The organism is Vibrio sp. 10N.286.51.C3, from assembly GCF_003050065.1.
Taxonomy (GTDB): Bacteria; Pseudomonadota; Gammaproteobacteria; order Enterobacterales; family Vibrionaceae; genus Vibrio; species Vibrio crassostreae.
In genome coordinates, this window is the sequence record NZ_PIGC01000023.1 from 23,423 (window position 1) to 46,593 (window position 23,171).

The 23,171-nt window shown below is 44.9% G+C and carries 25 protein-coding genes; 23 read left to right on the forward strand and 2 right to left on the reverse strand.

Annotation, left to right across the window (positions count from 1 at the left end; all coding sequences use genetic code 11):
• Window positions 1-12 precede the first annotated feature (12 nt).
• Window positions 13-1,113 carry a DNA polymerase III subunit beta gene (gene dnaN, locus CWO27_RS20390; RefSeq protein ID WP_017058809.1) on the reverse strand — a complete coding sequence of 367 codons (1,101 nt, stop codon included), beginning with the start codon at window positions 1,111-1,113 and terminating at the stop codon, window positions 13-15.
• 81 nt (window positions 1,114-1,194) lie between these two features.
• Window positions 1,195-2,616 (reverse strand): chromosomal replication initiator protein DnaA, encoded by a 1,422-nt coding sequence (gene dnaA, locus CWO27_RS20395; RefSeq protein ID WP_019825569.1) that lies wholly within the window; start codon window positions 2,614-2,616, stop codon window positions 1,195-1,197.
• 310 nt (window positions 2,617-2,926) lie between these two features.
• Between dnaA and CWO27_RS20400 the strand changes: the two genes are divergently transcribed.
• The 23 genes from CWO27_RS20400 to glmU all read left to right on the forward strand — a co-directional run bounded on the left by CWO27_RS20400 (window position 2,927) and on the right by glmU (window position 23,126).
• On the forward strand, window positions 2,927-3,676 hold the full coding sequence (locus tag CWO27_RS20400; RefSeq protein ID WP_009848135.1) for an amino acid ABC transporter substrate-binding protein: 750 nt from the start codon (window positions 2,927-2,929) through the stop codon (window positions 3,674-3,676).
• Between the two features lie 135 nt (window positions 3,677-3,811).
• A complete protein-coding gene (locus tag CWO27_RS20405; protein WP_009848134.1) occupies window positions 3,812-4,483 on the forward strand; it encodes an amino acid ABC transporter permease in 672 nt (223 codons plus the stop codon).
• Window positions 4,480-5,217, forward strand: a complete 738-nt coding sequence (locus CWO27_RS20410) for an amino acid ABC transporter ATP-binding protein (RefSeq protein ID WP_048657813.1) — start codon at window positions 4,480-4,482, stop codon at window positions 5,215-5,217. Before CWO27_RS20405 ends, CWO27_RS20410 begins: the two co-directional genes overlap by 4 nt.
• 207 nt (window positions 5,218-5,424) lie before the next feature.
• Window positions 5,425-5,559 (forward strand): 50S ribosomal protein L34, encoded by a 135-nt coding sequence (rpmH, locus tag CWO27_RS20415; protein ID WP_004735800.1) that lies wholly within the window; start codon window positions 5,425-5,427, stop codon window positions 5,557-5,559.
• 45 nt (window positions 5,560-5,604) lie between these two features.
• Complete coding sequence (gene rnpA / locus CWO27_RS20420) at window positions 5,605-5,928, forward strand: ribonuclease P protein component (RefSeq protein ID WP_017055478.1); 324 nt, start codon at window positions 5,605-5,607, stop codon at window positions 5,926-5,928.
• Window positions 5,895-6,152 (forward strand): membrane protein insertion efficiency factor YidD, encoded by a 258-nt coding sequence (yidD, locus tag CWO27_RS20425; protein ID WP_004735802.1) that lies wholly within the window; start codon window positions 5,895-5,897, stop codon window positions 6,150-6,152. The genes rnpA and yidD overlap by 34 nt, the downstream gene beginning before the upstream one ends.
• Window positions 6,153-6,154: 2 nt before the next feature.
• Window positions 6,155-7,777 carry a membrane protein insertase YidC gene (gene yidC / locus CWO27_RS20430; RefSeq protein ID WP_048657814.1) on the forward strand — a complete coding sequence of 541 codons (1,623 nt, stop codon included), beginning with the start codon at window positions 6,155-6,157 and terminating at the stop codon, window positions 7,775-7,777.
• 130 nt (window positions 7,778-7,907) lie between these two features.
• Window positions 7,908-9,269: a tRNA uridine-5-carboxymethylaminomethyl(34) synthesis GTPase MnmE gene (gene mnmE / locus CWO27_RS20435; protein WP_048657844.1), complete on the forward strand. Its 1,362-nt coding sequence runs from the start codon at window positions 7,908-7,910 to the stop codon at window positions 9,267-9,269.
• A gap of 50 nt (window positions 9,270-9,319) precedes the next feature.
• Window positions 9,320-9,754: an FMN-binding protein MioC gene (mioC, locus tag CWO27_RS20440; protein ID WP_102432941.1), complete on the forward strand. Its 435-nt coding sequence runs from the start codon at window positions 9,320-9,322 to the stop codon at window positions 9,752-9,754.
• 482 nt (window positions 9,755-10,236) lie between these two features.
• Complete coding sequence (gene mnmG, locus CWO27_RS20450; protein WP_102432389.1) at window positions 10,237-12,132, forward strand: tRNA uridine-5-carboxymethylaminomethyl(34) synthesis enzyme MnmG; 1,896 nt, start codon at window positions 10,237-10,239, stop codon at window positions 12,130-12,132.
• The gene (gene rsmG / locus CWO27_RS20455; protein ID WP_017107525.1) at window positions 12,132-12,764 is read left to right on the forward strand and encodes a 16S rRNA (guanine(527)-N(7))-methyltransferase RsmG; all 633 of its coding nucleotides are present in this window, start codon (window positions 12,132-12,134) and stop codon (window positions 12,762-12,764) included. Before mnmG ends, rsmG begins: the two co-directional genes overlap by 1 nt.
• A 14-nt stretch (window positions 12,765-12,778) precedes the next feature.
• Window positions 12,779-13,552: a ParA family protein gene (locus CWO27_RS20460; protein ID WP_019825554.1), complete on the forward strand. Its 774-nt coding sequence runs from the start codon at window positions 12,779-12,781 to the stop codon at window positions 13,550-13,552.
• A gap of 23 nt (window positions 13,553-13,575) precedes the next feature.
• A complete protein-coding gene (locus CWO27_RS20465) occupies window positions 13,576-14,457 on the forward strand; it encodes a ParB/RepB/Spo0J family partition protein (protein ID WP_048662696.1) in 882 nt (293 codons plus the stop codon).
• A 192-nt stretch (window positions 14,458-14,649) separates the two neighbouring features.
• Window positions 14,650-15,039 (forward strand): F0F1 ATP synthase subunit I, encoded by a 390-nt coding sequence (locus CWO27_RS20470; RefSeq protein WP_017058798.1) that lies wholly within the window; start codon window positions 14,650-14,652, stop codon window positions 15,037-15,039.
• 8 nt (window positions 15,040-15,047) lie between these two features.
• A complete protein-coding gene (gene atpB / locus CWO27_RS20475) occupies window positions 15,048-15,845 on the forward strand; it encodes a F0F1 ATP synthase subunit A (protein WP_017632650.1) in 798 nt (265 codons plus the stop codon).
• A gap of 51 nt (window positions 15,846-15,896) precedes the next feature.
• Window positions 15,897-16,154 (forward strand): F0F1 ATP synthase subunit C, encoded by a 258-nt coding sequence (gene atpE, locus CWO27_RS20480; RefSeq protein WP_004411110.1) that lies wholly within the window; start codon window positions 15,897-15,899, stop codon window positions 16,152-16,154.
• 58 nt (window positions 16,155-16,212) lie between these two features.
• On the forward strand, window positions 16,213-16,683 hold the full coding sequence (gene atpF, locus CWO27_RS20485; RefSeq protein ID WP_010433231.1) for a F0F1 ATP synthase subunit B: 471 nt from the start codon (window positions 16,213-16,215) through the stop codon (window positions 16,681-16,683).
• Between the two features lie 15 nt (window positions 16,684-16,698).
• The gene (gene atpH, locus CWO27_RS20490) at window positions 16,699-17,232 is read left to right on the forward strand and encodes a F0F1 ATP synthase subunit delta (protein WP_048618352.1); all 534 of its coding nucleotides are present in this window, start codon (window positions 16,699-16,701) and stop codon (window positions 17,230-17,232) included.
• Between the two features lie 13 nt (window positions 17,233-17,245).
• A complete protein-coding gene (atpA, locus tag CWO27_RS20495) occupies window positions 17,246-18,787 on the forward strand; it encodes a F0F1 ATP synthase subunit alpha (RefSeq protein WP_010433235.1) in 1,542 nt (513 codons plus the stop codon).
• Between the two features lie 48 nt (window positions 18,788-18,835).
• A complete protein-coding gene (atpG, locus tag CWO27_RS20500) occupies window positions 18,836-19,702 on the forward strand; it encodes a F0F1 ATP synthase subunit gamma (RefSeq protein WP_016794171.1) in 867 nt (288 codons plus the stop codon).
• A gap of 34 nt (window positions 19,703-19,736) precedes the next feature.
• Window positions 19,737-21,140, forward strand: a complete 1,404-nt coding sequence (gene atpD, locus CWO27_RS20505) for a F0F1 ATP synthase subunit beta (RefSeq protein ID WP_048610850.1) — start codon at window positions 19,737-19,739, stop codon at window positions 21,138-21,140.
• Window positions 21,141-21,158: 18 nt separating this feature from the next.
• Window positions 21,159-21,581 carry a F0F1 ATP synthase subunit epsilon gene (locus tag CWO27_RS20510; RefSeq protein WP_004735742.1) on the forward strand — a complete coding sequence of 141 codons (423 nt, stop codon included), beginning with the start codon at window positions 21,159-21,161 and terminating at the stop codon, window positions 21,579-21,581.
• A 183-nt stretch (window positions 21,582-21,764) separates the two neighbouring features.
• Window positions 21,765-23,126 (forward strand): bifunctional UDP-N-acetylglucosamine diphosphorylase/glucosamine-1-phosphate N-acetyltransferase GlmU, encoded by a 1,362-nt coding sequence (gene glmU / locus CWO27_RS20515; protein ID WP_048662695.1) that lies wholly within the window; start codon window positions 21,765-21,767, stop codon window positions 23,124-23,126.
• The last annotated feature ends 45 nt before the right edge of the window (window positions 23,127-23,171 follow it).

Here is a 23,171-nt window from a genome sequence, read left to right on the forward strand (position 1 = left end):
ACATGGGGCAGCTTATAAGCGAATTGGCATAACAACGTACATCGCGCTGTCATCTTGTGCGTTCTCAATAAGAGCACTCGCATTGGCGTCTGACATTGAGATACGAACCTGTTCACAACGCAGTGTGTTCAGAACATCCAATACGTAGCTTACGTTAAAGCCAATCTCTAGAGCATCACCGTCGAAGTTAACATCGAGTACTTCTTCTGCTTCTTCTTGCTCTGGGTTGTTCGCGGTAATACGCATCTCGCTATCTGCAAGATTAACGCGAACACCACGGAATTTTTCATTCGATAGAATCGCAGCACGAGAAAATGCTGAACGTAATTCATCACAGCCAGCTTCAAGTGTCTTGGTGGTATTTTGCGGCATTACGCGGCGATAATCAGGGAAACGACCATCTACTAACTTAGAAGTGAAGACATAGTTGTTCACTTCCGCACGCACGTTAGAGTTACCGATTTGTAGTGTTACTGGCTGTTCAGGTGCATCCAATAGCTTCACTAGCTCTTGCACACCTTTACGAGGAACAATGATCTGCTTCTGAGCAAAATCCGCACCCAGTTGTGCTTGAGATACTGCCATACGGTGACCATCGGTCGCCACGCTGCGCAGGATAGAGCCTTCAATCTCAAACAACATACCGTTGAGGTAGTAACGAACATCTTGGTTCGCCATTGAGAATTGCGTTTTCTCGATAAGACCGCGAAGTTCAGCTTGTGTCACTGACACTTCAACTTCACTGCTCCAGTCTTCAATATTAGGAAAATCTGCCGCAGGTAATGTTGCTAATGAGAAGCGGCTACGACCAGAGCGAACCTGAATACGGTCACCATCCAATACCACAGTGATCACTGAGTTATCTGGTAATCCACGGCAGATATCTAGGAATTTACGTGAAGGTACGGTAATGCTGCCCGCTTCGAAATCACCTTCAAGCGTTACACGGCTGATCAGTTCAACTTCTAGATCCGTCGCTGTCATCGACAACACGTTATCTTCTACTTTAATCAGTAGGTTTCCTAGAATTGGAAGCGTTGGCCTGCCACCGAGTGCGCCAGATACTTGTTGTAATGGCTTAATCAGGTGACTACGTTCAATGGTAAATTTCATATCTTGCTCTTACGGTCTAAATGGCACTGCGTAATAGTACGTGGCCAAGATTCTGCTTATTAAGGTTAAGAATACTGTGTATTAAGAAGAAAGGGTACGAATCAGGTTCGAATAATCTTCTTTAATGTCGTGGCTCTCTTCACGCAGCTGAGCAATCTTACGACAAGCATGCAGTACCGTCGTGTGGTCACGACCACCGAATGCATCGCCAATCTCAGGCAAGCTGTGGTTTGTTAGCTCTTTCGCCAGTGCCATCGCCAATTGGCGTGGACGAGCAACAGAACGAGAACGACGCTTAGACAATAGATCAGCGACTTTGATTTTGTAGTACTCGGCTACTGTCTTTTGAATGTTATCAATAGTGACCAGTTTTTCTTGCAGTGCAAGTAGGTCACGCAGTGCTTCACGCACGAAGTCAATCGTGATCGGACGGCCAGTGAAGTTTGCATTGGCAATAACACGGTTCAATGCGCCTTCCAGCTCACGAACGTTAGAGCGCAGGCGCTTGGCAATAAAGAACGCCACTTCATCCGCAAGGTGAATTTGGTGGTCTTCTGCTTTCTTCATCAAGATCGCAACACGCGTCTCAAGCTCTGGTGGCTCAATCGCAACCGTCAAACCCCAGCCGAAGCGAGATTTAAGACGATCCTCTACCCCGTTGATCTCTTTTGGATAACGGTCAGACGTTAGGATGATCTGTTGGTTACCTTCAAGCAGCGCGTTAAAGGTATGGAAGAACTCTTCTTGAGAACGCTCTTTATTGGCAAAGAATTGGATGTCATCTATAAGCAATGCGTCAACACTACGGTAGTAGCGCTTAAATTCTTCGATCGCGTTGTTTTGCAGGGCCTTTACCATATCCTGAACAAAACGTTCTGAGTGCATGTAAACCACTTTCGCATTTGGCTTATTATCAACAATGGCGTTACCCACCGCATGCAACAAGTGCGTTTTACCTAAACCAGTGCCGCCGTATAGGAACAACGGGTTGTAGGCTGTTCCTGGGTTATCAGAAACCTGACGTGCCGCAGCCAAACCCAGTTGGTTCGACTTACCTTCAACAAAGTTATTGAACTTATGTTTTGGGTTCACGTTTGAGCGGTGATTCAAATCAACCGCGACAGGCTCTTCATCACGCCAAATATTATGGACAGGCTTGCGAGCTTGTAATTGCGCAGGTGCTGATGACTCAGCGGCCACATCGGCTGCAGTACGAGTCTGAGTCGGTGCTGGTGTCGCAGGCTTTGGTGCAATCACACGCTTGCTTCCCACTTCAAAATGAAGATGTGGGATATCGTTGCCGCAATATTCTTGCAGCAAACGGTTAATGCTATTTAGATACTTATCACGAACCCAATCGAGTACGAAACGGTTCGGTGCAAATAGAGTTAGAGTATTGTCATTGAGCTCCGCTTGTAACGGACGAACCCACATACTGAATTCTGTAGCTGGTAACTCTTCTTGAAGCTGTTGCAAACACTGCAACCAAAGCGAAGATGACACGGTGCCCCCACTCTATTTAAGTAATATGAAATGACTGCTAATTTTACCTGTTGATAAGTCAGATCACCAGCAATTGATCACAGATCCAGTGAATAAGATCCAAGTTATTCACAATAAATTTGTAATTAATCGGTGGATCCACACATCTTGCCCCTAATTTACTCACACAATGATCCACTTATGCCCGGATCCTTGCTAGTTATCCCCAAATTGGGAATTCAATCTGGTTATGGTTAATAACATCTGGTTATTTATTCTATTGAGCATTTTCCCAGTAACATCCAACCCTATAAATATAAGGAGTTACCAAATGAATAACTGGATTAAGGCTGCAATTGCGGCTATCGCACTCTCTGCTGCTACTGTTCAAGCTGCGACTGAAGTTAAAGTCGGCATGTCTGGTCGCTACTTCCCGTTTACGTTCGTTAAGCAAGACCAGCTACAAGGTTTTGAAGTAGATTTATGGGATGAGATCGGTAAGCGTAACGATTACAAGGTTGAATACGTAACGGCAAACTTCTCTGGTCTGTTTGGTCTTCTTGAAACGGGTCGCATCGATACTATTTCAAACCAAATTACAATGACAGATGCACGTAAAGCGAAATACCTATTCGCAGACCCATACGTAGTAGACGGCGCACAAATTACCGTTCGTAAAGGTAATGACAGCATTAAAGGTATCGAAGACCTAGATGGTAAGACGGTTGCGGTAAACCTAGGCTCAAACTTTGAACAACTGCTTCGCAGCTACGACAAAGATGGCAAGATCAATGTGAAAACCTACGATACAGGTATTGAACATGATGTCGCATTGGGTCGTGCAGATGCATTCGTAATGGATCGCCTATCAGCATTAGAGCTTATCAAGAAGACAGGTCTACCATTACAACTAGCTGGTCAGCCATTCGAAACCATTGAAAACGCTTGGCCTTTCGTGGACAACGATAACGGCAAAAAACTGCAAGCAGAAGTAAATGAAGCATTAGCAGCAATGCGCGCAGATGGTACGCTAGAAAGTATCTCTCAGAAATGGTTTGGTGCGGACATTACTCAGAAGTAATTACTCACTTTCTCCATTCAAGGCCCACTGCTTTATACAGCGGTGGGCTTTTTGCTTTTGTGCACTGATTAAAAAACCTGATAGAACAGTACTTACATATAGAACAACACTTCCAATAAAAATACGAGATAGATTATGGGATTTGACTTTAATTACATGCTAGAGCTGTTGCCGATACTACTAAAGTATTTAGGCACCACGATGGAGATGGCGACTTGGGGCTTGTTCTTTGCTCTGATCCTGTCTCTGATACTGGCGAATATTCGTGTATTCAAAATCCCAGTACTCGACCAACTGAGCCAGCTTTACATTAGCTTCTTCCGAGGCACACCACTGTTGGTGCAGCTGTTTCTCCTTTATTACGGCTTACCACAAGTCTTCCCGTGGATGGTTGGATTGGATGCCTTCAGCGCCGCTGTGATTGGCTTAACCCTGCACTTTGCCGCGTATATGGCAGAAAGTATTCGTGCCGCGATTATCGGTATTGATCGCAGCCAGATGGAAGCCAGCCTTTCGGTCGGTATGACAACCAGCCAAGCGATGCGCCGAGTGATCTTACCGCAAGCAACTCGCGTGGCACTGCCATCATTGATGAACTACTTCATCGACATGATCAAGTCGACTTCACTAGCCTTCACCCTAGGTGTCGCCGAAATCATGGCTAAAGCTCAGATGGAGGCTTCTTCTAGTTTCCGCTTCTTCGAGGCTTTCTTAGCGGTAGCGCTGATTTACTGGGGCGTGGTGGTTATCCTCACTCGTATTCAAATTTGGGCCGAAGTGAAACTGAATAAGGCGTATGTACGATGATCAAATTACAAAATATCCACAAGCAGTTTGGTGACACCGAAGTTTTGAAAGGGATCGACCTAGAAATCAAGCAAGGTGAGATAATTGTCATCATAGGTTCAAGTGGGACTGGTAAATCTACTTTACTGCGTTGTGTGAACTTTCTAGAGCAAGCCGATCAAGGCACTATTTCGATTGATGATATTAATGTCGATGCTCAGAAACACACCAAAGCAGAGGTGCTGGCACTGCGTCGTAAGACCGGTTTTGTGTTCCAAAACTATGCCCTGTTCGCTCACCAAACCGCGAGACAGAATATTGCTGAAGGTTTAATTACCGTTCGTGGTTGGAAAAAGCAGCAAGCCCATGAAAAAGCACAACAAATACTTGATGATATTGGCTTGGGAGACAAAGGTGAGAGCTACCCAGCCGCGCTCTCTGGTGGCCAGCAACAACGGGTGGGTATTGGCCGTGCAATGGCACTACAACCCGAGCTTTTACTGTTTGATGAGCCGACTTCAGCGCTCGATCCTGAGTGGGTTGGCGAAGTTCTTAACCTAATGAAAAAACTGGCAAATCAGCATCAAACCATGCTGGTGGTTACCCATGAAATGCAGTTCGCTAGAGAGGTCGCAGACCGAGTTATCTTCATGGCTGACGGCCATATTGTTGAGCAGGGATCTCCACAGGATATTTTTGGTAATCCACAGGATCCTAAATTAAAAAAATTCTTAAATAAGGTTGGGATCGACTAAGGATCCTTGTGATTTTAGTTATTCTACGTATAATCCCCCGACCGGAATTTTAGTTAACCCAATCATTGACACTTTTTGTGACAGTGATTACAATTCCGCCTCTTTGTTGAGAGGCGTCGGTTTTCCTTTCTTATATAAAGAAGAGAAAAAATGCCCACGCCGGGTTTAACAAAAACCTAAAACTACTGATCAGTAAGGTAATTACAAATGAAACGCACTTTTCAACCTACAGTTCTAAAGCGTAAGCGTACTCACGGTTTCCGTGCTCGCATGGCTACTAAGAACGGTCGCGCAACAATCAATGCACGTCGTGCAAAAGGCCGTAAGCGTCTTTCTAAGTAATCTTTGATTATTTTGAATAAGCTAGCCTTCGGTCGGGAGTTACGCTTGTTAACTCCCGAACATTATCAAAATGTCTTCAAGCAAGCTCATCGAGCTGGCTCCCCTCATTTCACCATCATTGCCCGAAATAACTCTCTTTCAAATCCTCGTCTTGGATTAGCCGTTCCGAAAAAGCAGATTAAAACCGCCGTGGGTCGTAATCGATTCAAGCGTCTTACTCGTGAAAGCTTTCGTAACACTCAACACAAACTTCCTAACAAAGATTTTGTTGTAATCGCTAAGAAGAGCGCGCAAGATTTAAGCAATGAAGAAATGTTCAAGCTACTCGACAAATTATGGCTTCGCCTGTCTCGCCCTTCGCGTGGATAGCGCTAATACCCATCTATTTTTATAGATGGTTTATTAGTCCACTCATCGGCCCACGCTGCCGATTTACTCCAACCTGCTCTTTATATGCGATAGAAGCGTTGAAAGCTCACGGTTTTGTAAAAGGGTGTTGGTTATCAGGCAAACGTCTATTAAAATGCCATCCTTTGAACGAAGGGGGCTTTGACCCCGTTCCACCAGTCCAAAAACAAGACAGAGATAAATAACGATGGATTCTCAACGTAATATCCTGTTAATCGCATTGGCTTTGGTTTCTTTCCTACTGTTCCAACAATGGAACGTAGCTCAGAATCCAGCACCACAAGCGGTTGAGCAGGCACAATCTGGCAGCACCCTACCAGCGCCATCTTATGCAGATGATCTAGACCCGGCTCCTGGTCAAGTTTCTTCTTCTGCTAAAACTATCACAGTAACAACTGATGTACTGACTCTGTCAATTGATACGGTTGGTGGTGATGTCGTTAAAGCAAACCTAAACGATTACTCTGCTGAGTTCGATTCTGAAGACACTTTTGTTCTTCTTAAAAACGAACCTGGTCACCAATTTATCGCTCAAAGCGGTCTAGTGGGTCCTCAAGGTATCGATTTAAGCAGCACAAACCGCCCAAGCTATACAGTTTCAGCAGACAGCTTCACGCTTGCTGATGGTCAGGATGAACTACGCATCCCAATGACTTACCAAGCGAACGGCCTTGATTACACAAAAACATTCGTACTTAAACGCGGAAGCTACGCGATTGACGTTGAATACGATGTAATTAACAACTCTGGCAATAACGCAACATTCGGCATGTACGCTCACCTACGTCAAAACGTTATGGATGACGGTGGTAGCCTAACAATGCCAACTTACCGTGGTGGTGCTTACTCTACGGAAGATACGCGTTACAAAAAATACAGCTTCGACGATATGCAAGATCGCAACCTGTCTCTTAACCTAGCAAACGGTCAAGGTTGGGCAGCGATGATTCAGCACTACTTTGCAAGTGCTTGGATTCCACGCGACGAAGCAGGCAGCAACCTTTACACTCGTGTCATTGGTAACCTTGGCGACATCGGTGTTCGCATGCCGAACAAAACCATTGCTACTGGCGACGAAGCAAGCTTCAAAGCAACGCTTTGGGTTGGTCCTAAACTTCAAGACCAAATGGCTGCTGTTGCACCAAACCTAGACCTAGTAGTTGACTACGGTTGGTTATGGTTCATTGCTAAACCACTTCATACTCTGCTTTCATTCATTCAAGGCATCGTTGTGAACTGGGGTCTGGCAATCATCTGTCTAACTTTCATCGTTCGTGGTGCTATGTACCCACTAACGAAAGCTCAGTACACGTCTATGGCGAAAATGCGTATGCTTCAGCCTAAGCTGACTGCAATGCGTGAGCGTATTGGCGACGACCGCCAACGCATGAGCCAAGAAATGATGGAGCTTTACAAGAAAGAGAAAGTAAACCCACTAGGTGGCTGTTTACCTATCCTTCTGCAAATGCCTATCTTCATTTCGCTATACTGGGCACTAATGGAGTCTGTTGAACTGCGTCACTCACCGTTCTTCGGTTGGATTACTGACCTTTCTGCACAAGACCCATACTACATCTTGCCACTTCTGATGGGTGCTTCAATGTTCCTAATCCAGAAGATGAGCCCGACAACTGTAACGGATCCAATGCAGCAGAAGATCATGACCTTTATGCCGGTTATGTTCACATTCTTCTTCCTGTTCTTCCCTTCAGGTCTAGTTCTATACTGGCTAGTATCGAACATCGTAACTCTGATTCAGCAAACGCTTATCTACCGCGCGCTGGAAAAGAAAGGCTTACATTCTAAGTAAGTTCGATAATAGAAAGAGATAAAGAAAGGCGACCAAAAGGTCGCCTTTTTGTTTTTAGCTGATTACAATTCAGCTAATTGATTAATCGTGAGCGCCCCTTTTTGGCTTTCACATGCTAGCAGGCACAACTATGACTACAGATACGATTGTTGCTCAAGCGACTGCACCCGGCCGTGGCGGCGTCGGTATTATTCGCGTTTCAGGCCCACAAGCAGCCCAAGTTGCGCTTGAAGTTACCGGCAAAGTACTGAAACCACGTTACGCTGAGTACACCCCTTTTAAATCTCACGATGGTTTAGAGCTAGACCAAGGTATCGCGCTTTACTTTCCTAACCCGCACTCGTTTACTGGCGAAGACGTATTAGAGCTACAAGGCCACGGTGGTCCTGTGGTAATGGATATGCTCATCAAACGCATCCTTGCGATTCCAGGGCTACGCGCAGCACGCCCAGGTGAGTTCTCGGAGCGTGCCTTCTTGAACGATAAGATGGATCTAACCCAAGCAGAAGCGATTGCCGACCTCATTGATGCCAGTTCAGAAGAAGCGGCGAAATCAGCCCTGCAATCGCTGCAAGGTGAGTTCTCAAAACGCATTAATACGCTGGTGGACTCTCTGATTCACTTACGCATCTATGTTGAAGCCGCTATCGACTTCCCAGAAGAAGAGATTGATTTCCTTGCTGACGGTAAAGTAAGTGCTGACTTACAAGCTATCATCGACAATCTCGAAGCGGTTCGCCAAGAAGCCAATCAAGGTGCCATTATGCGTGAAGGCATGAAGGTGGTGATTGCAGGTCGTCCTAATGCCGGTAAGTCGAGCTTACTGAATGCATTATCGGGTAAAGACTCCGCGATTGTGACTGATATTGCTGGTACCACCCGTGATGTACTGCGTGAACATATCCATATTGATGGTATGCCACTGCACATTATTGATACCGCAGGCCTGCGTGAAGCCTCGGATGAAGTCGAAAAAATCGGTATTGAACGCGCTTGGGAAGAAATTACTCAAGCCGATCGCGTTTTATTTATGGTCGATGGCACCACTACCGATGCAACCGACCCGAAAGATATCTGGCCCGATTTCGTTGATCGTCTGCCGAATAATATCGGAATGACCGTGATTCGTAACAAAGCCGATCAAACAGGTGAAGATCTCGGAATTTGCCATGTTAATGATCCAACTCTGATTCGACTATCAGCAAAGACTGGGCAAGGCGTTGATGCACTGCGTAATCATTTAAAAGATTGCATGGGCTTTGCGGGTGGCAATGAAGGTGGCTTCATGGCACGTCGTCGCCACTTAGATGCCCTAGAACGCGCATCTGAGCACCTAGATATTGGTCAGCAACAGTTAGAAGGCTATATGGCAGGTGAAATCTTGGCAGAGGAGCTGCGTATAACGCAGCAACACCTTAATGAGATTACGGGTGAGTTCAGCTCCGATGACCTACTCGGCCGTATCTTCACCTCTTTCTGTATTGGTAAATAACCCTTAAAGGCCGGCTCATGCTGGCCTTTTTCTTTAGTAAGGACAGCTTAATGATCCACATTATTACAGGTAGCACCTTAGGTGGTGCTGAGTACGTTGGCGATCACCTTAATGATCTTCTTGAAGAACAAGGTCATGAGATAACCCTTCATAATCAGCCTGAATACGATGATATCCCCCAACAAGGCTTTTGGTTGCTGGTGACTTCAACTCATGGTGCGGGTGAATTTCCAGATAATATTAAGCCGTTTATTGACGCATTGACCCAGCAATCTCCAGATTTAAGCCAGATTCGCTTTGCTGTCGTGGCGCTGGGTGATTCGAGTTACGATACCTTCTGTTTGGCGGGAAAATCAGTCCACAGCCAGATGAAAGAGCTCGGTGCTCAGCCTATTTCTGACTGTTTTACTATCGATGTATTGGAAACTCCGGTACCAGAAGACGCAGCAGAAGCCTGGTTTAACGATCATAGCGACCAGTTTTAACCTCTCTCTTTTCTCAAAAAGCGGCTTATGCCGCTTTTTTTGTCTCTGAACATCGCGATTGTGAATAACTTTTTTTCAAAAACATCGAAAATTAGCGATCTATTTTCAATTTCTGCTGTGGATAAGATCATACATATACGGTGATTAACCTATAGTTATCCAAATAACAAGTTTTAGGTTAATTTCCTCCTGTGAATAAGTAGCCATTTTGATCCCAGCTAATCCTCATCCTGATCAAAGTTAGATCACATCATTTGATCCAAAAAAGATCCATGATCTCGTTGATCATTTTCGACTTATCCACAGATACCCTCGATCCTAATAATAGATCTAATAAAAGATCTCCTTAAAGATCTTATCTATATTAATTAAAAACAGCTTTTTCGAAAAATCCCAAAAACGTTTTCTCAGGCTATGAAAACAGGTAGAATATCGCTCCTTTTTATCAATCTAGAAAACGTTTGAATACCTGAGGTCGGTTCATGCTTTATCACGAAAAATTTGACGTCATCGTTGTTGGTGGTGGCCATGCAGGAACGGAAGCCGCACTCGCATCTGCACGTACTGGTCAAAGTACGTTATTACTTACTCATAATATCGATACACTAGGACAAATGTCTTGTAACCCAGCCATTGGCGGGATCGGTAAGGGCCACTTGGTAAAAGAGGTCGATGCAATGGGTGGATTAATGGCGCAAGCTATTGATCATGCAGGTATTCAGTTCAGAACATTGAATGCATCAAAAGGCCCTGCGGTTCGTGCTACTCGTGCACAAGCTGACCGCGCACTTTACAAAGCCTTTGTTCGCAACGTTCTTGAAAACACGCCAAACCTGACTTTGTTCCAACAGTCGGTTGATGACTTGATCGTTGAACAGGATCAAGTGGTAGGTGTGGTTACACAAATGGGCCTTAAGTTCCGCGCAAGCGCTGTGGTTCTGACTGTGGGCACATTCCTAGGCGGCAAGATCCATATTGGTATGGAAAGTTCTTCGGGCGGCCGTGCTGGCGATCCACCATCGATCGCACTGGCTGACCGTCTTCGTGATCTTCCATTCCGAGTTGATCGCCTGAAAACAGGTACACCTCCTCGTATCGATGCGCGTAGCGTTGATTTTTCTGAGCTTGAGGTTCAGCACGGTGATAACCCGACACCTGTTTTCTCGTTCATGGGTAGCCGAGCTCAACAACCTCGTCAAATTCCATGTTACATCACGCATACCAATGAAAATACGCATGACGTGATTCGCGCCAACCTTGAGCGCAGCCCGATGTACGCAGGTGTGATTGAAGGAATTGGTCCTCGTTACTGTCCTTCGATTGAAGACAAAGTAATGCGTTTTGCTGACAAGAACAGTCACCAAATTTTTATTGAGCCCGAAGGTCTAACGACTCATGAGCTATACCCGAATGGTATCTCTACCAGTCTGCCGTTTGATGTACAGGTTCAAATTGTTCGTTCGATGAAGGGTTTTGAAAATGCTCATATCGTTCGCCCTGGCTATGCGATTGAGTACGATTTCTTTGATCCTCGCGACCTTAAGCTGACTTACGAAACTAAGTTTATCAAAGGTCTATTCTTCGCGGGTCAAATCAACGGTACCACTGGCTACGAAGAAGCAGCAGCACAAGGCCTGATGGCGGGTCTGAACGCAAGTTTGTTTACTCAAGGCAAAGAAGGCTGGAGTCCGCGTCGTGACCAAGCTTACATGGGCGTGCTTATTGACGACTTATCTACCATGGGTACCAAAGAACCTTACCGCATGTTTACGTCTCGTGCGGAATACCGTTTGCTGCTTCGTGAAGACAATGCCGATATCCGCTTGACTGAAAAGTCGCGTGAACTTGGCCTAGTCGACGATGCTCGTTGGGCTCGTTTCAACGAGAAGATGGAAAACATGGAGAAAGAGCGTCAACGTCTGAAAGAGACTTGGATTAACCCAAAATCTGAAGATATTGATCAACTGAACCAAATTCTTAAAACACCAATGTCTCGTGAAGCGAGCGGTGAAGATCTTCTTCGTCGTCCTGAAATGACTTATTCACAGTTAACTGCATTGGATCGTTTTGGTCCTGCACTGGAAGATCAACAAGCATCTGAGCAAGTTGAGATCCAAGTGAAGTACGATGGTTACATTCAGCGCCAACAAGACGAAATTGAAAAATCACTGCGTCATGAAAACACCAAACTGCCTGCTGATATCGATTACAGCAAGGTAAAAGGACTTTCTAACGAAGTGGTTCTTAAATTAACGACAGCTAAGCCTGACTCAATTGGTATTGCTTCGCGAATTTCAGGTATCACACCTGCAGCAATCTCAATTCTATTGGTTTACTTGAAAAAACACGGCCTGTTGAAAAAAGGTGAGGAAGCATAATGAGCGTATTACGCGAAAAACTGGATCACCTGATTGGCCAGACTGAACTTGAAGTATCTGAAAAGCAACGTGGCCAGTTGGTTGGCTACGTTGAGTTACTGAATAAGTGGAACAAAGCTTATAACCTAACGTCAGTTCGTGACCCGCAAGAAATGATGGTGAAACATATCTTAGATAGCATCATTGTTAGCACTCACTTACAAGGTAAGCGCTTTATCGATGTTGGCACGGGGCCTGGTCTTCCTGGGATTCCGCTCTCAATCATGAATCCAGACTGCGAGTTTTACTTGCTAGACAGCTTAGGTAAGCGTATTCGTTTTATCAAACAGGTGATTCATGAGCTGGGTATCGACAACGTGGTACCGGTTCAAAGTCGCGTTGAAGAATTTCAACCAGAAGAAAAGTTTGATGCAGTGCTCAGTCGTGCATTTGCGTCAATGACAGACATGGTAGAGTGGTGTCACCATTTACCTAAAGAGCAATCCGGTGTATTTTTGGCTCTTAAGGGACAACATCCTAGAGACGAAATCGACCTGTTACCTGAATGGTGTTCAGTGACAGACATTAAAGCTTTGCAAGTGCCAGAGCTTGATGGAGAGCGTCATCTAGTTACTTTATCGCGTCAGGGATAATCAGCGAGGCCATAGTGGGTAGAATCGTAGCAATTGCCAACCAAAAGGGCGGCGTAGGAAAAACAACAACTTGCATTAATTTAGCAGCATCAATGGCGGCAACAAAACGCAAGATATTGGTTGTTGACCTCGATCCTCAAGGTAATGCCACTATGGCGAGCGGTGTCGACAAGTATCAAGTTGAAGCAACTGCTTACGATTTGTTGGTTGAAGACACCCCATTTGATGAGGTAGTTTGCCGGAGTACATCTGGCAATTATGACCTCATCGCCGCTAACGGTGATGTTACTGCGGCAGAAATCAAGCTGATGGAAGTGTTTGCTCGTGAAGTTCGTTTAAAAAATGCACTCGAATCCATTCGCAATAACTATGATTTCATCTTTATTGATTGCCCACCCTCATTAAACCTTCTTACAATCAACGCGATGGCTGCGGCCGACTCCGTATTGGTTCCTATGCAATGTGAATACTTTGCTTTGGAAGGTTTGACTGCATTGATGGATACCATCAGTAAGCTAGCGGCTGTTGTAAACGAGAACCTGAAGATCGAAGGTCTTCTGCGTACTATGTACGATCCTCGCAACCGCTTATCGAACGAAGTATCTGATCAACTCAAAAAACACTTTGGTAGCAAAGTCTACCGAACTGTGATCCCTAGAAATGTGCGTCTGGCAGAAGCCCCGAGTCACGGCAAGCCAGCAATGTACTACGACAAATATTCCGCAGGAGCTAAGGCTTACCTTGCTCTTGCTGGCGAAATGTTGCGTCGTGAAGAAGTCCCAGTATAGGTCCAACCAAAGGAATTCGCTCAATGTCTAAGCGTGGTTTAGGAAAAGGGCTAGATGCATTGCTTGCAACTAGCTCATTGGCTCGTGAAAAACAGCAAGTTGCTTCTCATAGTCAGGCGTTGTCGGCTGATGGTGAGCTTATTGAACTGGCTGTTGGTTGCTTGAAGCCTGGTGTATATCAACCGCGTAAGGATATTGCGCCTGAAGCGCTAGAAGAGCTGGCAGCATCAATTCAATCTCAAGGCATTATCCAACCGATCGTAGTTCGCCCATTGGCGCACGACCAGTTCGAGATTATTGCTGGTGAACGTCGTTGGAGAGCGGCTCGTCAAGCTGGCCTTAAACAAGTGCCATGTTTGGTCAAGAGAGTCGAAGACAAAGCCGCTATCGCGATGGCGTTGATTGAGAATATTCAGCGTGAAGATCTGAATGTTATCGAAGAAGCACAAGCGCTAGAGCGCCTACAGAACGAATTTGAGCTGACACACCAACAAGTCGCTGATGTGATCGGTAAATCGAGAGCAACGGTGAGTAACTTATTACGTCTAAATCAGCTCGAAAATGAAGTGAAAGGTTTAGTTTCCAATAAACAACTGGAAATGGGGCATGCTCGAGCACTGCTTGCGCTTGAAGGTGATACCCAGGTTGAAGCAGCAAATACTGCGGCAACCAAAAAAATGACCGTGCGTCAAACTGAGCAACTTGTCAAAAAGTGTTTAAAACCAGACGTTGAAGCTGAATCGAAGCCTGAAGACACAGAAGCTATCGAACTTTCACGAAGACTCACGGAAAAATTGCAAGCAAACGTTTCAGTTACTCGTTCTGTTAGTGGTAAGTCAAAAGTGACGATTACTCTTGATGAGCCTCACAAATTAGAGCAACTTATTGCTAAACTAGAGTACTAAATGAGATAATTGATTTAGGTCAATTATGTAATAAACAAGTAATTTCGTACAAAAGTTGTCGGTTTGTATGCAAAAATGTAAATGATTGCTGCGTTGTTATTGCAATCAATTTGGCTGAACGTATAATTTTCGCCAATTTCTCAGCACGCTTTTAAGCGAGTAGTAAAGAAGGCTTAAAAGAGGAACGAATACATGGTAGCGGCGTTAGCAAGACCAGGACGAGTGCTTGCAAAGCAAATGTTATTGATCGAGCTTAGCGCGGTTATATTAGTGGCGATAGGGTTAGGTTTAGCTGTTAATCCTGATTGGGGTTTTGCTGCATTAATCGGTGGCGGTATTTTTGTCATCGCAAATGCAGTTTTTTGTGTGTGTGCTTTCCTATTTAGTGGAGCTCGTGCAACTAAGTTAGTTGCGGCGTCGTTCTATGCAGGCGAAGCGCTAAAAATCCTTATCACAGTTTTACTATTCTCTATTGTCTACATGTATATGCAGGTGGAATTAGTTCCCCTCAAACTGACCTATTTACTGGTTCTAGGTATTAATATCTTTGCGCCAGTGCTTTTCATTAACAATAAAAAATAGGATGAGTTATGGCTGCGCCAACAGCATCCGGATACATTGAACACCACTTACAAAACCTTTCTTTAGCTAAGTTTGGTCTTGTAGAGGAGACAAGTTTCTGGAACGTACATATAGACAGTCTGTTTTTTTCGGTGTTGACAGGGATGTTATTCCTTTGGGTTTTTCGCTCAGTCGCTAAGAAAGCAACAGTAGGTGTACCTGGTAAGCTTCAGTGTTTTGTTGAAATGGTAGTGGAATTCGTTGGTGACAACGTTAAAGAAACTTTCCATGGCCGCAACCCTCTGATTGCCCCACTAGCACTGACTATATTCTGCTGGATTATCTTAATGAACTTGATGGACCTAGTGCCTATCGATTTCTTACCATATCCTGCAGAGCATTGGCTAGGTATCCCTTACTTGAAAGTGGTTCCTACAGCTGATGTAAATATAACAATGGCAATGGCTTTAGGTGTTTTTGCTCTGATGATCTACTACAGCATCAAAGTGAAAGGTCTAGGCGGATTTGCTAAAGAATTGGCACTGCATCCATTTAATCACCCAATCATGATTCCATTTAACTTGGTACTTGAGGTAATTTCGTTATTAGCGAAGCCACTATCTCTAGGTATGCGTTTATTTGGTAATATGTTTGCGGGTGAGGTGGTGTTTATTCTTATCGCGGCAATGCTACCGTGGTACTTACAATGGGTAGGTGCACTACCTTGGGCTATCTTCCATATCTTGGTTATTTTGATTCAAGCGTTTGTTTTCATGATGTTGACAATCGTTTACTTATCAATGGCTCATGAAGATAGTGATCACTAAAAAAAATTTTTAAGCTTTATTCTAACTATTAATGTTAATCGGAGAACGTAAATGGAAACTGTACTAAGTTTTTCAGCAATCGCTGTTGCTATTATTGTTGGTCTTTGTGCCGTAGGTACTGCAATTGGTTTTGCTATTCTTGGTGGTAAATTCCTAGAAGGCGCTGCGCGTCAACCTGAAATGGCTCCAATGCTACAAGTTAAGATGTTCATCATCGCTGGTCTACTGGATGCTGTTCCAATGATCGGTATCGTAATCGCACTACTATTCACGTTTGCTAACCCATTTGTTGGTCAACTAGCAGGCTAATTAACTCTCAATAGTTAATTAAATTTTTGTAGTTGATTCTTAACGAGGGGTAGCTGTTGTGAATATGAACGCAACTCTGTTAGGTCAAGCAATTGCTTTTTCATTGTTTGTTTGGTTCTGCATGAAATATGTATGGCCACCAATCATGCAAGCAATTGAAGAACGTCAGAAAAAAATTGCTGACGGTCTAGTAGCCGCTGAACGCGCTGCTAAAGACTTGAACCTGGCACAAGCCAACGCTTCTGAGCAAATGAAAGAAGCAAAGCGCACTGCAACTGAGGTTATTGATCAGGCAAACAAACGTAAAGCTCAAATTATTGATGAAGCACGCGAAGAAGCTCAGGCAGAACGCCAGAAAATCTTAGCGCAAGCTGAAGCAGAAATTGAAGCAGAGCGTACACGTGCCCGTGATGACCTGCGCAAACAAGTCGCAACTCTGGCTATAGCTGGTGCTGAGAAAATCCTTGAACGTACAATCGATAAAGATGTACACGATGATCTTCTTAACAACATTACTGCAAAACTTTAAAGCAAGGGGCTGTATATGTCTGATTTGACTACAATCGCACGCCCCTATGCTAAAGCAGCGTTTGACTTTGCGGTAGATAAAGGTGAGCTAGACCAATGGGGTCAGATGCTTACTTTTGCTGCCGAAGTGGCACAAAATGATGATGTTCATAATTTATTAAGCGGTTCTATGACTGCTGAAAAATTAGCTGAAGTATTCATTGTAATTTGTGGCGAACAATTTGATGAATTCGGTCAGAACTTAATTAAAGTGATGGCAGAGAATGGCCGCTTAATGGCTTTTCCTGATGTTTGTAAAGAGTTCTTTATACTCAAAAAAGAGTATGAGAAAGAGATCGACGTTGAAGTTACTTCAGCGGTAGAACTTTCTGAAGAACAATGCGCAGAGATCAGCAGCAAATTGGAACAGCGCTTAGCGCGCAAAGTTCAGCTGAATTGCAGTATAGATGAGACTCTACTTAGTGGAGTTATTATTCGAGCCGGAGACCTAGTCATCGATAACTCAGCGCGCAGTCGTTTAGACCGCCTGAGCGATGCATTGCAGTCTTAATGGGGATTGGAGCATGCAACTTAATTCCACTGAAATTAGCGATCTAATTAAACAACGTATTGAATCTTTCGACGTTGTTAGTGAAGCTCGCAATGAAGGTACTATCGTTTCTGTAAGCGATGGCATCCTTAGCATCCACGGCCTAGCGGACGTGATGCAAGGTGAAATGATCGAACTACCGGGTGGCCGTTACGCTCTAGCACTAAACTTGAACCGTGATTCGGTTGGTGCTGTTGTAATGGGCCCGTATGCTGACCTACAGGAAGGCATGAAAGTTACAGGTACTGGTCGTATTCTAGAAGTACCAGTAGGTCCTGAAATGCTTGGTCGTGTTGTAAACACGCTAGGTGAGCCAATTGATGGTAAAGGTCCAATCGAAGCTAAATTGACTTCGCCTGTAGAAATTATCGCACCAGGTGTAATCGACCGTAAATCGGTAGATCAACCTGTTCAAACTGGTTACAAGTCTGTTGACTCAATGATCCCTATCGGTCGTGGTCAACGTGAACTAGTAATCGGTGACCGTCAGACTGGTAAAACAGCAATGGCGATCGATGCGATTATTAACCAAAAAGATTCTGGTATTTTCTCTATCTACGTAGCTATCGGCCAAAAAGCGTCGACTATTGCTAACGTAGTTCGCAAACTAGAAGAGCACGGCGCACTAGCAAACACTGTTGTTGTTGTTGCATCTGCTTCTGAATCTGCAGCGCTGCAATACCTTGCACCGTATGCTGGTTGTGCGATGGGCGAATACTTCCGTGATCGCGGTGAAGATGCACTGATTGTTTATGATGATCTATCTAAGCAAGCTGTAGCTTACCGTCAAATCTCGCTACTACTTAAGCGTCCACCAGGTCGTGAAGCGTTCCCAGGTGATGTTTTCTACCTTCACTCTCGTCTACTAGAGCGTGCTGCTCGTGTAAGCGAAGCATACGTAGAAAAATTCACTAACGGCGAAGTGACAGGCAAGACTGGTTCTTTAACTGCTCTTCCTATCATCGAAACGCAAGCTGGTGACGTATCTGCATTCGTACCAACGAACGTAATCTCGATTACTGATGGTCAGATCTTCCTACAAACTGAGCTATTCAACGCGGGCGTACGTCCAGCTGTTGATCCAGGTATCTCAGTTTCTCGTGTAGGTGGTTCGGCGCAGACTAAAATCATCAAGAAGCTATCTGGCGGTATCCGTACTGCTCTAGCTCAATACCGTGAACTTGCAGCATTTGCTCAGTTCTCTTCGGATCTTGATGAAGCGACTAAGAAGCAGCTAGACCACGGTCAAAAAGTTACAGAACTGATGAAGCAGAAGCAATACGCTCCTATGTCTGTATTTGACCAAGCTCTAGTAATCTTCGCTGCAGAGCGTGGATACCTTCAAGACGTTGAACTTTCTAAAGTTCTAGATTTTGAAGCTGCTTTACTGTCGTTTGCTCGTGGTCAATATGCCGATCTAGCAACACAGATCGACACAACGGGTGCTTTCAATAAAGAAATCGAAGCTGAGCTGAAGAAGCTTGTTGACGATTTCAAGGCAACCCAGACCTGGTAATTGGTAGGTGGTCTTAGGGCCACCTCATACCATTAACGGAGAGTAACGATGGCCGGCGCAAAAGAGATACGTAATAAAATCGGTAGTGTTAAAAGCACACAGAAGATTACGAAAGCAATGGAAATGGTAGCAGCTTCAAAAATGCGTCGTTCTCAAGACGCAATGGAAGCTACTCGTCCATATGCAGAAACAATGCGTAAAGTGATCGGTCATTTGGCTAATGGTAGCCTCGAGTATAAGCATCCTTATCTTGAGGAACGTGAAGCCAAACGTGTTGGTTACATCATCGTTTCTACAGACCGTGGTCTTTGTGGTGGTTTGAACATTAACTTGTTCAAGAAAGCCATGAACGACATGAAAGATTGGTCTGAGAAAGGTGCTGACGTTGAACTTGCAATTGTAGGTTCTAAAGCGACAGCATTTTTCAATAACAGCGGCGCGAAAGTAGCAGCTCAAGTTTCTGGTCTGGGCGATCGTCCAAGCCTTGAAGACTTGATTGGCTCTGTAAGCGTTATGCTGAAGAAATATGATGAAGGCGAATTAGATCGCCTGTTCGTAGTGTTCAACAAGTTTGAAAACACTATGGTTCAAGAACCAACGATCGATCAATTACTTCCTTTGCCTAAATCAGATAGCGAAGAAATGAAACGCAGTCATTCTTGGGACTACATTTATGAGCCCGAGCCAAAACCACTACTAGATGCACTATTGGTTCGCTATGTCGAATCTCAAGTGTACCAAGGTGTGGTAGAGAACCTTGCTTGTGAGCAAGCGGCTCGAATGATTGCAATGAAATCAGCAACAGATAACGCTGGTGACATTATTGATGACTTAGAACTTGTGTATAACAAAGCGCGTCAAGCGGCGATTACACAAGAACTTTCTGAGATCGTTTCAGGCGCAGCTGCGGTTTAAGCTTAGGTAAAACTAAATAGTTAGAGGATTAACGATGGCTACAGGTAAGATCGTACAGATCATCGGTGCGGTAGTCGACGTAGAGTTCCCACAGGGTGAAGTACCTCGTGTATACGACGCTCTGAATGTTAATGAAGTACAAGAACGTCTAGTTCTTGAAGTTCAGCAACAACTTGGCGGTGGCGTAGTTCGCGCAATCGTAATGGGTAGCTCTGATGGTTTACGTCGTGGTTTGACAGTTGAAAATACTGGCGCTCCAATCTCAGTACCAGTAGGTACTAAGACATTGGGTCGTATCATGAACGTCCTAGGTGACGCGATTGATGAGTGTGGTGAAATCGGTGCTGAAGAGCATTACGCAATTCACCGTGAAGCTCCAAGCTACGAAGAGCAGTCTAACGAGACAGCTCTTCTAGAAACTGGTGTTAAAGTAATCGACTTGATTTGTCCATTTGCTAAGGGTGGTAAAATCGGTCTATTCGGTGGTGCTGGTGTAGGTAAGACCGTTAACATGATGGAACTTATCAACAACATCGCACTTCAACACTCAGGCCTATCTGTATTTGCAGGTGTAGGTGAGCGTACTCGTGAAGGTAACGATTTCTACTTTGAGATGCAGGAAGCAGGTGTTGTAAACATCGAAAAACCTGAAGAATCAAAAGTAGCGATGGTTTACGGTCAGATGAACGAGCCACCAGGTAACCGTCTACGTGTTGCACTGACTGGTCTAACAATGGCAGAGCGCTTCCGTGACGAAGGTCGTGACGTTCTACTGTTCGTTGATAACATCTACCGTTACACACTAGCAGGTACTGAAGTATCAGCACTTCTAGGTCGTATGCCTTCTGCGGTAGGTTACCAACCTACACTAGCTGAAGAAATGGGTGTTCTACAAGAGCGTATCACGTCAACTAAATCTGGTTCTATCACGTCTGTACAGGCGGTATACGTACCAGCGGATGACTTGACTGACCCGTCTCCAGCAACAACGTTCGCTCACTTGGATGCAACGGTTGTACTTAACCGTAACATCGCATCTATGGGTCTTTACCCAGCGATCGACCCGCTAGATTCTACTTCACGTCAACTGGATCCATTGGTAGTTGGACAAGAGCACTACGACATCGCTCGTGGCGTTCAGTCTACTCTTCAGCGCTATAAAGAGCTGAAAGATATCATTGCTATCCTAGGTATGGACGAGCTATCTGAAGAAGATAAGCAAGTTGTATCTCGTGCTCGTAAGATTGAGAAGTTCCTAACTCAGCCTTACCACGTAGCGGAAGTATTTACAGGTGACCCAGGCGTTTACGTACCTCTTAAAGAGACTCTACGTGGCTTCCAAGGTCTTCTATCTGGTGAATACGATGACATTCCAGAGCAAGCGTTCATGTACTGTGGTGCAATTGACGAAGCTATCGAGAATGCTAAGAAGCTATAAGGCTAACTAGGAGGCGATATGGCAGCAATAACCTTTCACCTAGACGTTGTAAGCGCAGAGAAACAAATTTTCTCAGGCCTTGTTGAGACGTTTCAGGTGACCGGTAGTGAGGGTGAGCTTGGTATTTTCCATGGTCATACTCCACTGCTGACCGCTATCAAGCCTGGTATGGTGCGTATTGTTAAGCAGCACGGCCACGAAGAAATCATTTATGTTTCTGGTGGTATGGTAGAAGTTCAGCCTGGTACAGCGACTGTACTGGCTGATACAGCTATCCGTGGTGAAGAGCTAGACGCAGCAAAGGCGGAAGAAGCTAAACGCAAGGCTGTGGAGAATATCCAAAATCAGCATGGCGACATAGACTTCGCACAAGCGGCCGGTGAACTGGCTAAAGCCATTGCTCAGTTACGAGTTATCGAACTGACAAAACAGCGTCGTTAATCTTTTTTAAGATTATAGACTCTGAGATAAAGGCGACCTAAGGGTCGCCTTTTTGCATTTTTAGATTCTCAAAAATGCTTCTTTTACGTATCACTACTGGTTAAATGGTTATTGCGATTTAATTTTTTGGCCAAAAACGGTTACAATATCGGCTTAATAAAAATAACGTTGGATAGGTTTACAATGAAGTTTAGCGCGGTAATTCTCGCGGCGGGCAAAGGCACTCGCATGTATTCAAACACACCAAAGGTTCTGCACACACTTGCAGGTAAGCCAATGGTGAAGCATGTTATTGATACCTGTAATGGTTTAGGCGCTCAAAATATCAACCTGGTTTACGGCCACGGTGGTGATCAGATGAAGGCTACTCTAGCTGAAGAATCTGTAAATTGGGCACTGCAAGCTGAACAGCTAGGTACAGGCCACGCGGTGGATCAAGCATCTGCACATTTCGCTGATGATGAAAAAGTATTGGTACTGTACGGTGATGTTCCACTGATCTCACCTGAAACCATTGAAAACCTATTAGACGCCCAACCAAACGGTGGCATCGCGCTACTTACGGTCGTGTTAGACAACCCAATGGGCTACGGACGTATTATTCGTCGTAATGGCCCTGTTGTGGCTATCGTTGAGCAGAAAGATGCAACCGATGAGCAGAAGCTTATCAAAGAGATCAACACCGGCGTTATGGTTGCTACTGGTGGTGATCTGAAGCGTTGGTTGTCTGGCCTAAGTAACGACAACGCACAAGGCGAATACTACCTGACTGACGTTATTGCTGCGGCTCACGATGAAGGTCGTGCAGTTGAAGCTGTACACCCAGTAAGCCCAATTGAAGTGGAAGGCGTGAACGACCGCTCTCAACTTGCTCGTCTAGAGCGCGCTTACCAAGCTGAGCAAGCTGATAAGCTATTGAAGCAAGGCGTAATGCTTCGCGACCCAAGCCGTTTTGATCTGCGTGGTGAACTGCAGTGCGGTATGGATGTTGAGATTGATACTAATGTTATCATCGAAGGCAGCGTAAGCATTGGCGACAACGTGGTTATCGGCACCGGTTGTGTCTTGAAAGACTGTGAGATCGATGACAACACCATCGTGCGTCCATACAGCGTAATTGAAGGTGCAACGGTCGGTGAAGACTGTACGGTTGGTCCTTTTACTCGTCTACGTCCTGGCGCTGACATGCGTAATAACTCGCACGTCGGTAACTTCGTAGAAGTGAAAAATACTTGTCTTGGTGAGGGTTCGAAAGCGAACCACTTAACGTATCTAGGCGATGCTGAAATTGGCCAGCGTGTAAACGTGGGTGCGGGTGCAATTACTTGTAACTACGATGGCGCGAATAAGTTTAAGACCATCATTGGCGACGACGTATTCGTTGGTTCAGATAGCCAATTAATAGCGCCTGTTACGATTGGTAATGGTGCTACCGTTGGTGCTGGCTCTACAGTAACGCGCGATGTTTCTGAAAATGAGTTAGTTATCAGCCGTGCTAAAGAACGTAAGATTGCTGATTGGAAACGTCCAACTAAGAAAAAGTAGTCCCGTAATAAACAAGATGATTTAGTTAGAGCTACTGGTTTCTTT

Excerpts from the sequence above, each read along its gene's own strand:
- dnaN (WP_017058809.1), bottom strand. The coding sequence starts at position 1,113 with ATGAAATTTACCATTGAACGTAGTCACCTGATTAAGCCATTACAACAA.
- CWO27_RS20400 (WP_009848135.1), top strand. The coding sequence starts at position 2,927 with ATGAATAACTGGATTAAGGCTGCAATTGCGGCTATCGCACTCTCTGCT.
- CWO27_RS20405 (WP_009848134.1), top strand. The coding sequence starts at position 3,812 with ATGGGATTTGACTTTAATTACATGCTAGAGCTGTTGCCGATACTACTA.
- CWO27_RS20410 (WP_048657813.1), top strand. The coding sequence starts at position 4,480 with ATGATCAAATTACAAAATATCCACAAGCAGTTTGGTGACACCGAAGTT.
- rpmH (WP_004735800.1), top strand. The coding sequence starts at position 5,425 with ATGAAACGCACTTTTCAACCTACAGTTCTAAAGCGTAAGCGTACTCAC.
- yidD (WP_004735802.1), top strand. The coding sequence starts at position 5,895 with ATGGCTTCGCCTGTCTCGCCCTTCGCGTGGATAGCGCTAATACCCATC.
- yidC (WP_048657814.1), top strand. The coding sequence starts at position 6,155 with ATGGATTCTCAACGTAATATCCTGTTAATCGCATTGGCTTTGGTTTCT.
- mnmE (WP_048657844.1), top strand. The coding sequence starts at position 7,908 with ATGACTACAGATACGATTGTTGCTCAAGCGACTGCACCCGGCCGTGGC.
- mioC (WP_102432941.1), top strand. The coding sequence starts at position 9,320 with ATGATCCACATTATTACAGGTAGCACCTTAGGTGGTGCTGAGTACGTT.
- mnmG (WP_102432389.1), top strand. The coding sequence starts at position 10,237 with ATGCTTTATCACGAAAAATTTGACGTCATCGTTGTTGGTGGTGGCCAT.
- rsmG (WP_017107525.1), top strand. The coding sequence starts at position 12,132 with ATGAGCGTATTACGCGAAAAACTGGATCACCTGATTGGCCAGACTGAA.
- CWO27_RS20465 (WP_048662696.1), top strand. The coding sequence starts at position 13,576 with ATGTCTAAGCGTGGTTTAGGAAAAGGGCTAGATGCATTGCTTGCAACT.
- CWO27_RS20470 (WP_017058798.1), top strand. The coding sequence starts at position 14,650 with ATGGTAGCGGCGTTAGCAAGACCAGGACGAGTGCTTGCAAAGCAAATG.
- atpB (WP_017632650.1), top strand. The coding sequence starts at position 15,048 with ATGGCTGCGCCAACAGCATCCGGATACATTGAACACCACTTACAAAAC.
- atpE (WP_004411110.1), top strand. The coding sequence starts at position 15,897 with ATGGAAACTGTACTAAGTTTTTCAGCAATCGCTGTTGCTATTATTGTT.
- atpH (WP_048618352.1), top strand. The coding sequence starts at position 16,699 with ATGTCTGATTTGACTACAATCGCACGCCCCTATGCTAAAGCAGCGTTT.
- atpA (WP_010433235.1), top strand. The coding sequence starts at position 17,246 with ATGCAACTTAATTCCACTGAAATTAGCGATCTAATTAAACAACGTATT.
- atpG (WP_016794171.1), top strand. The coding sequence starts at position 18,836 with ATGGCCGGCGCAAAAGAGATACGTAATAAAATCGGTAGTGTTAAAAGC.
- atpD (WP_048610850.1), top strand. The coding sequence starts at position 19,737 with ATGGCTACAGGTAAGATCGTACAGATCATCGGTGCGGTAGTCGACGTA.
- CWO27_RS20510 (WP_004735742.1), top strand. The coding sequence starts at position 21,159 with ATGGCAGCAATAACCTTTCACCTAGACGTTGTAAGCGCAGAGAAACAA.
- glmU (WP_048662695.1), top strand. The coding sequence starts at position 21,765 with ATGAAGTTTAGCGCGGTAATTCTCGCGGCGGGCAAAGGCACTCGCATG.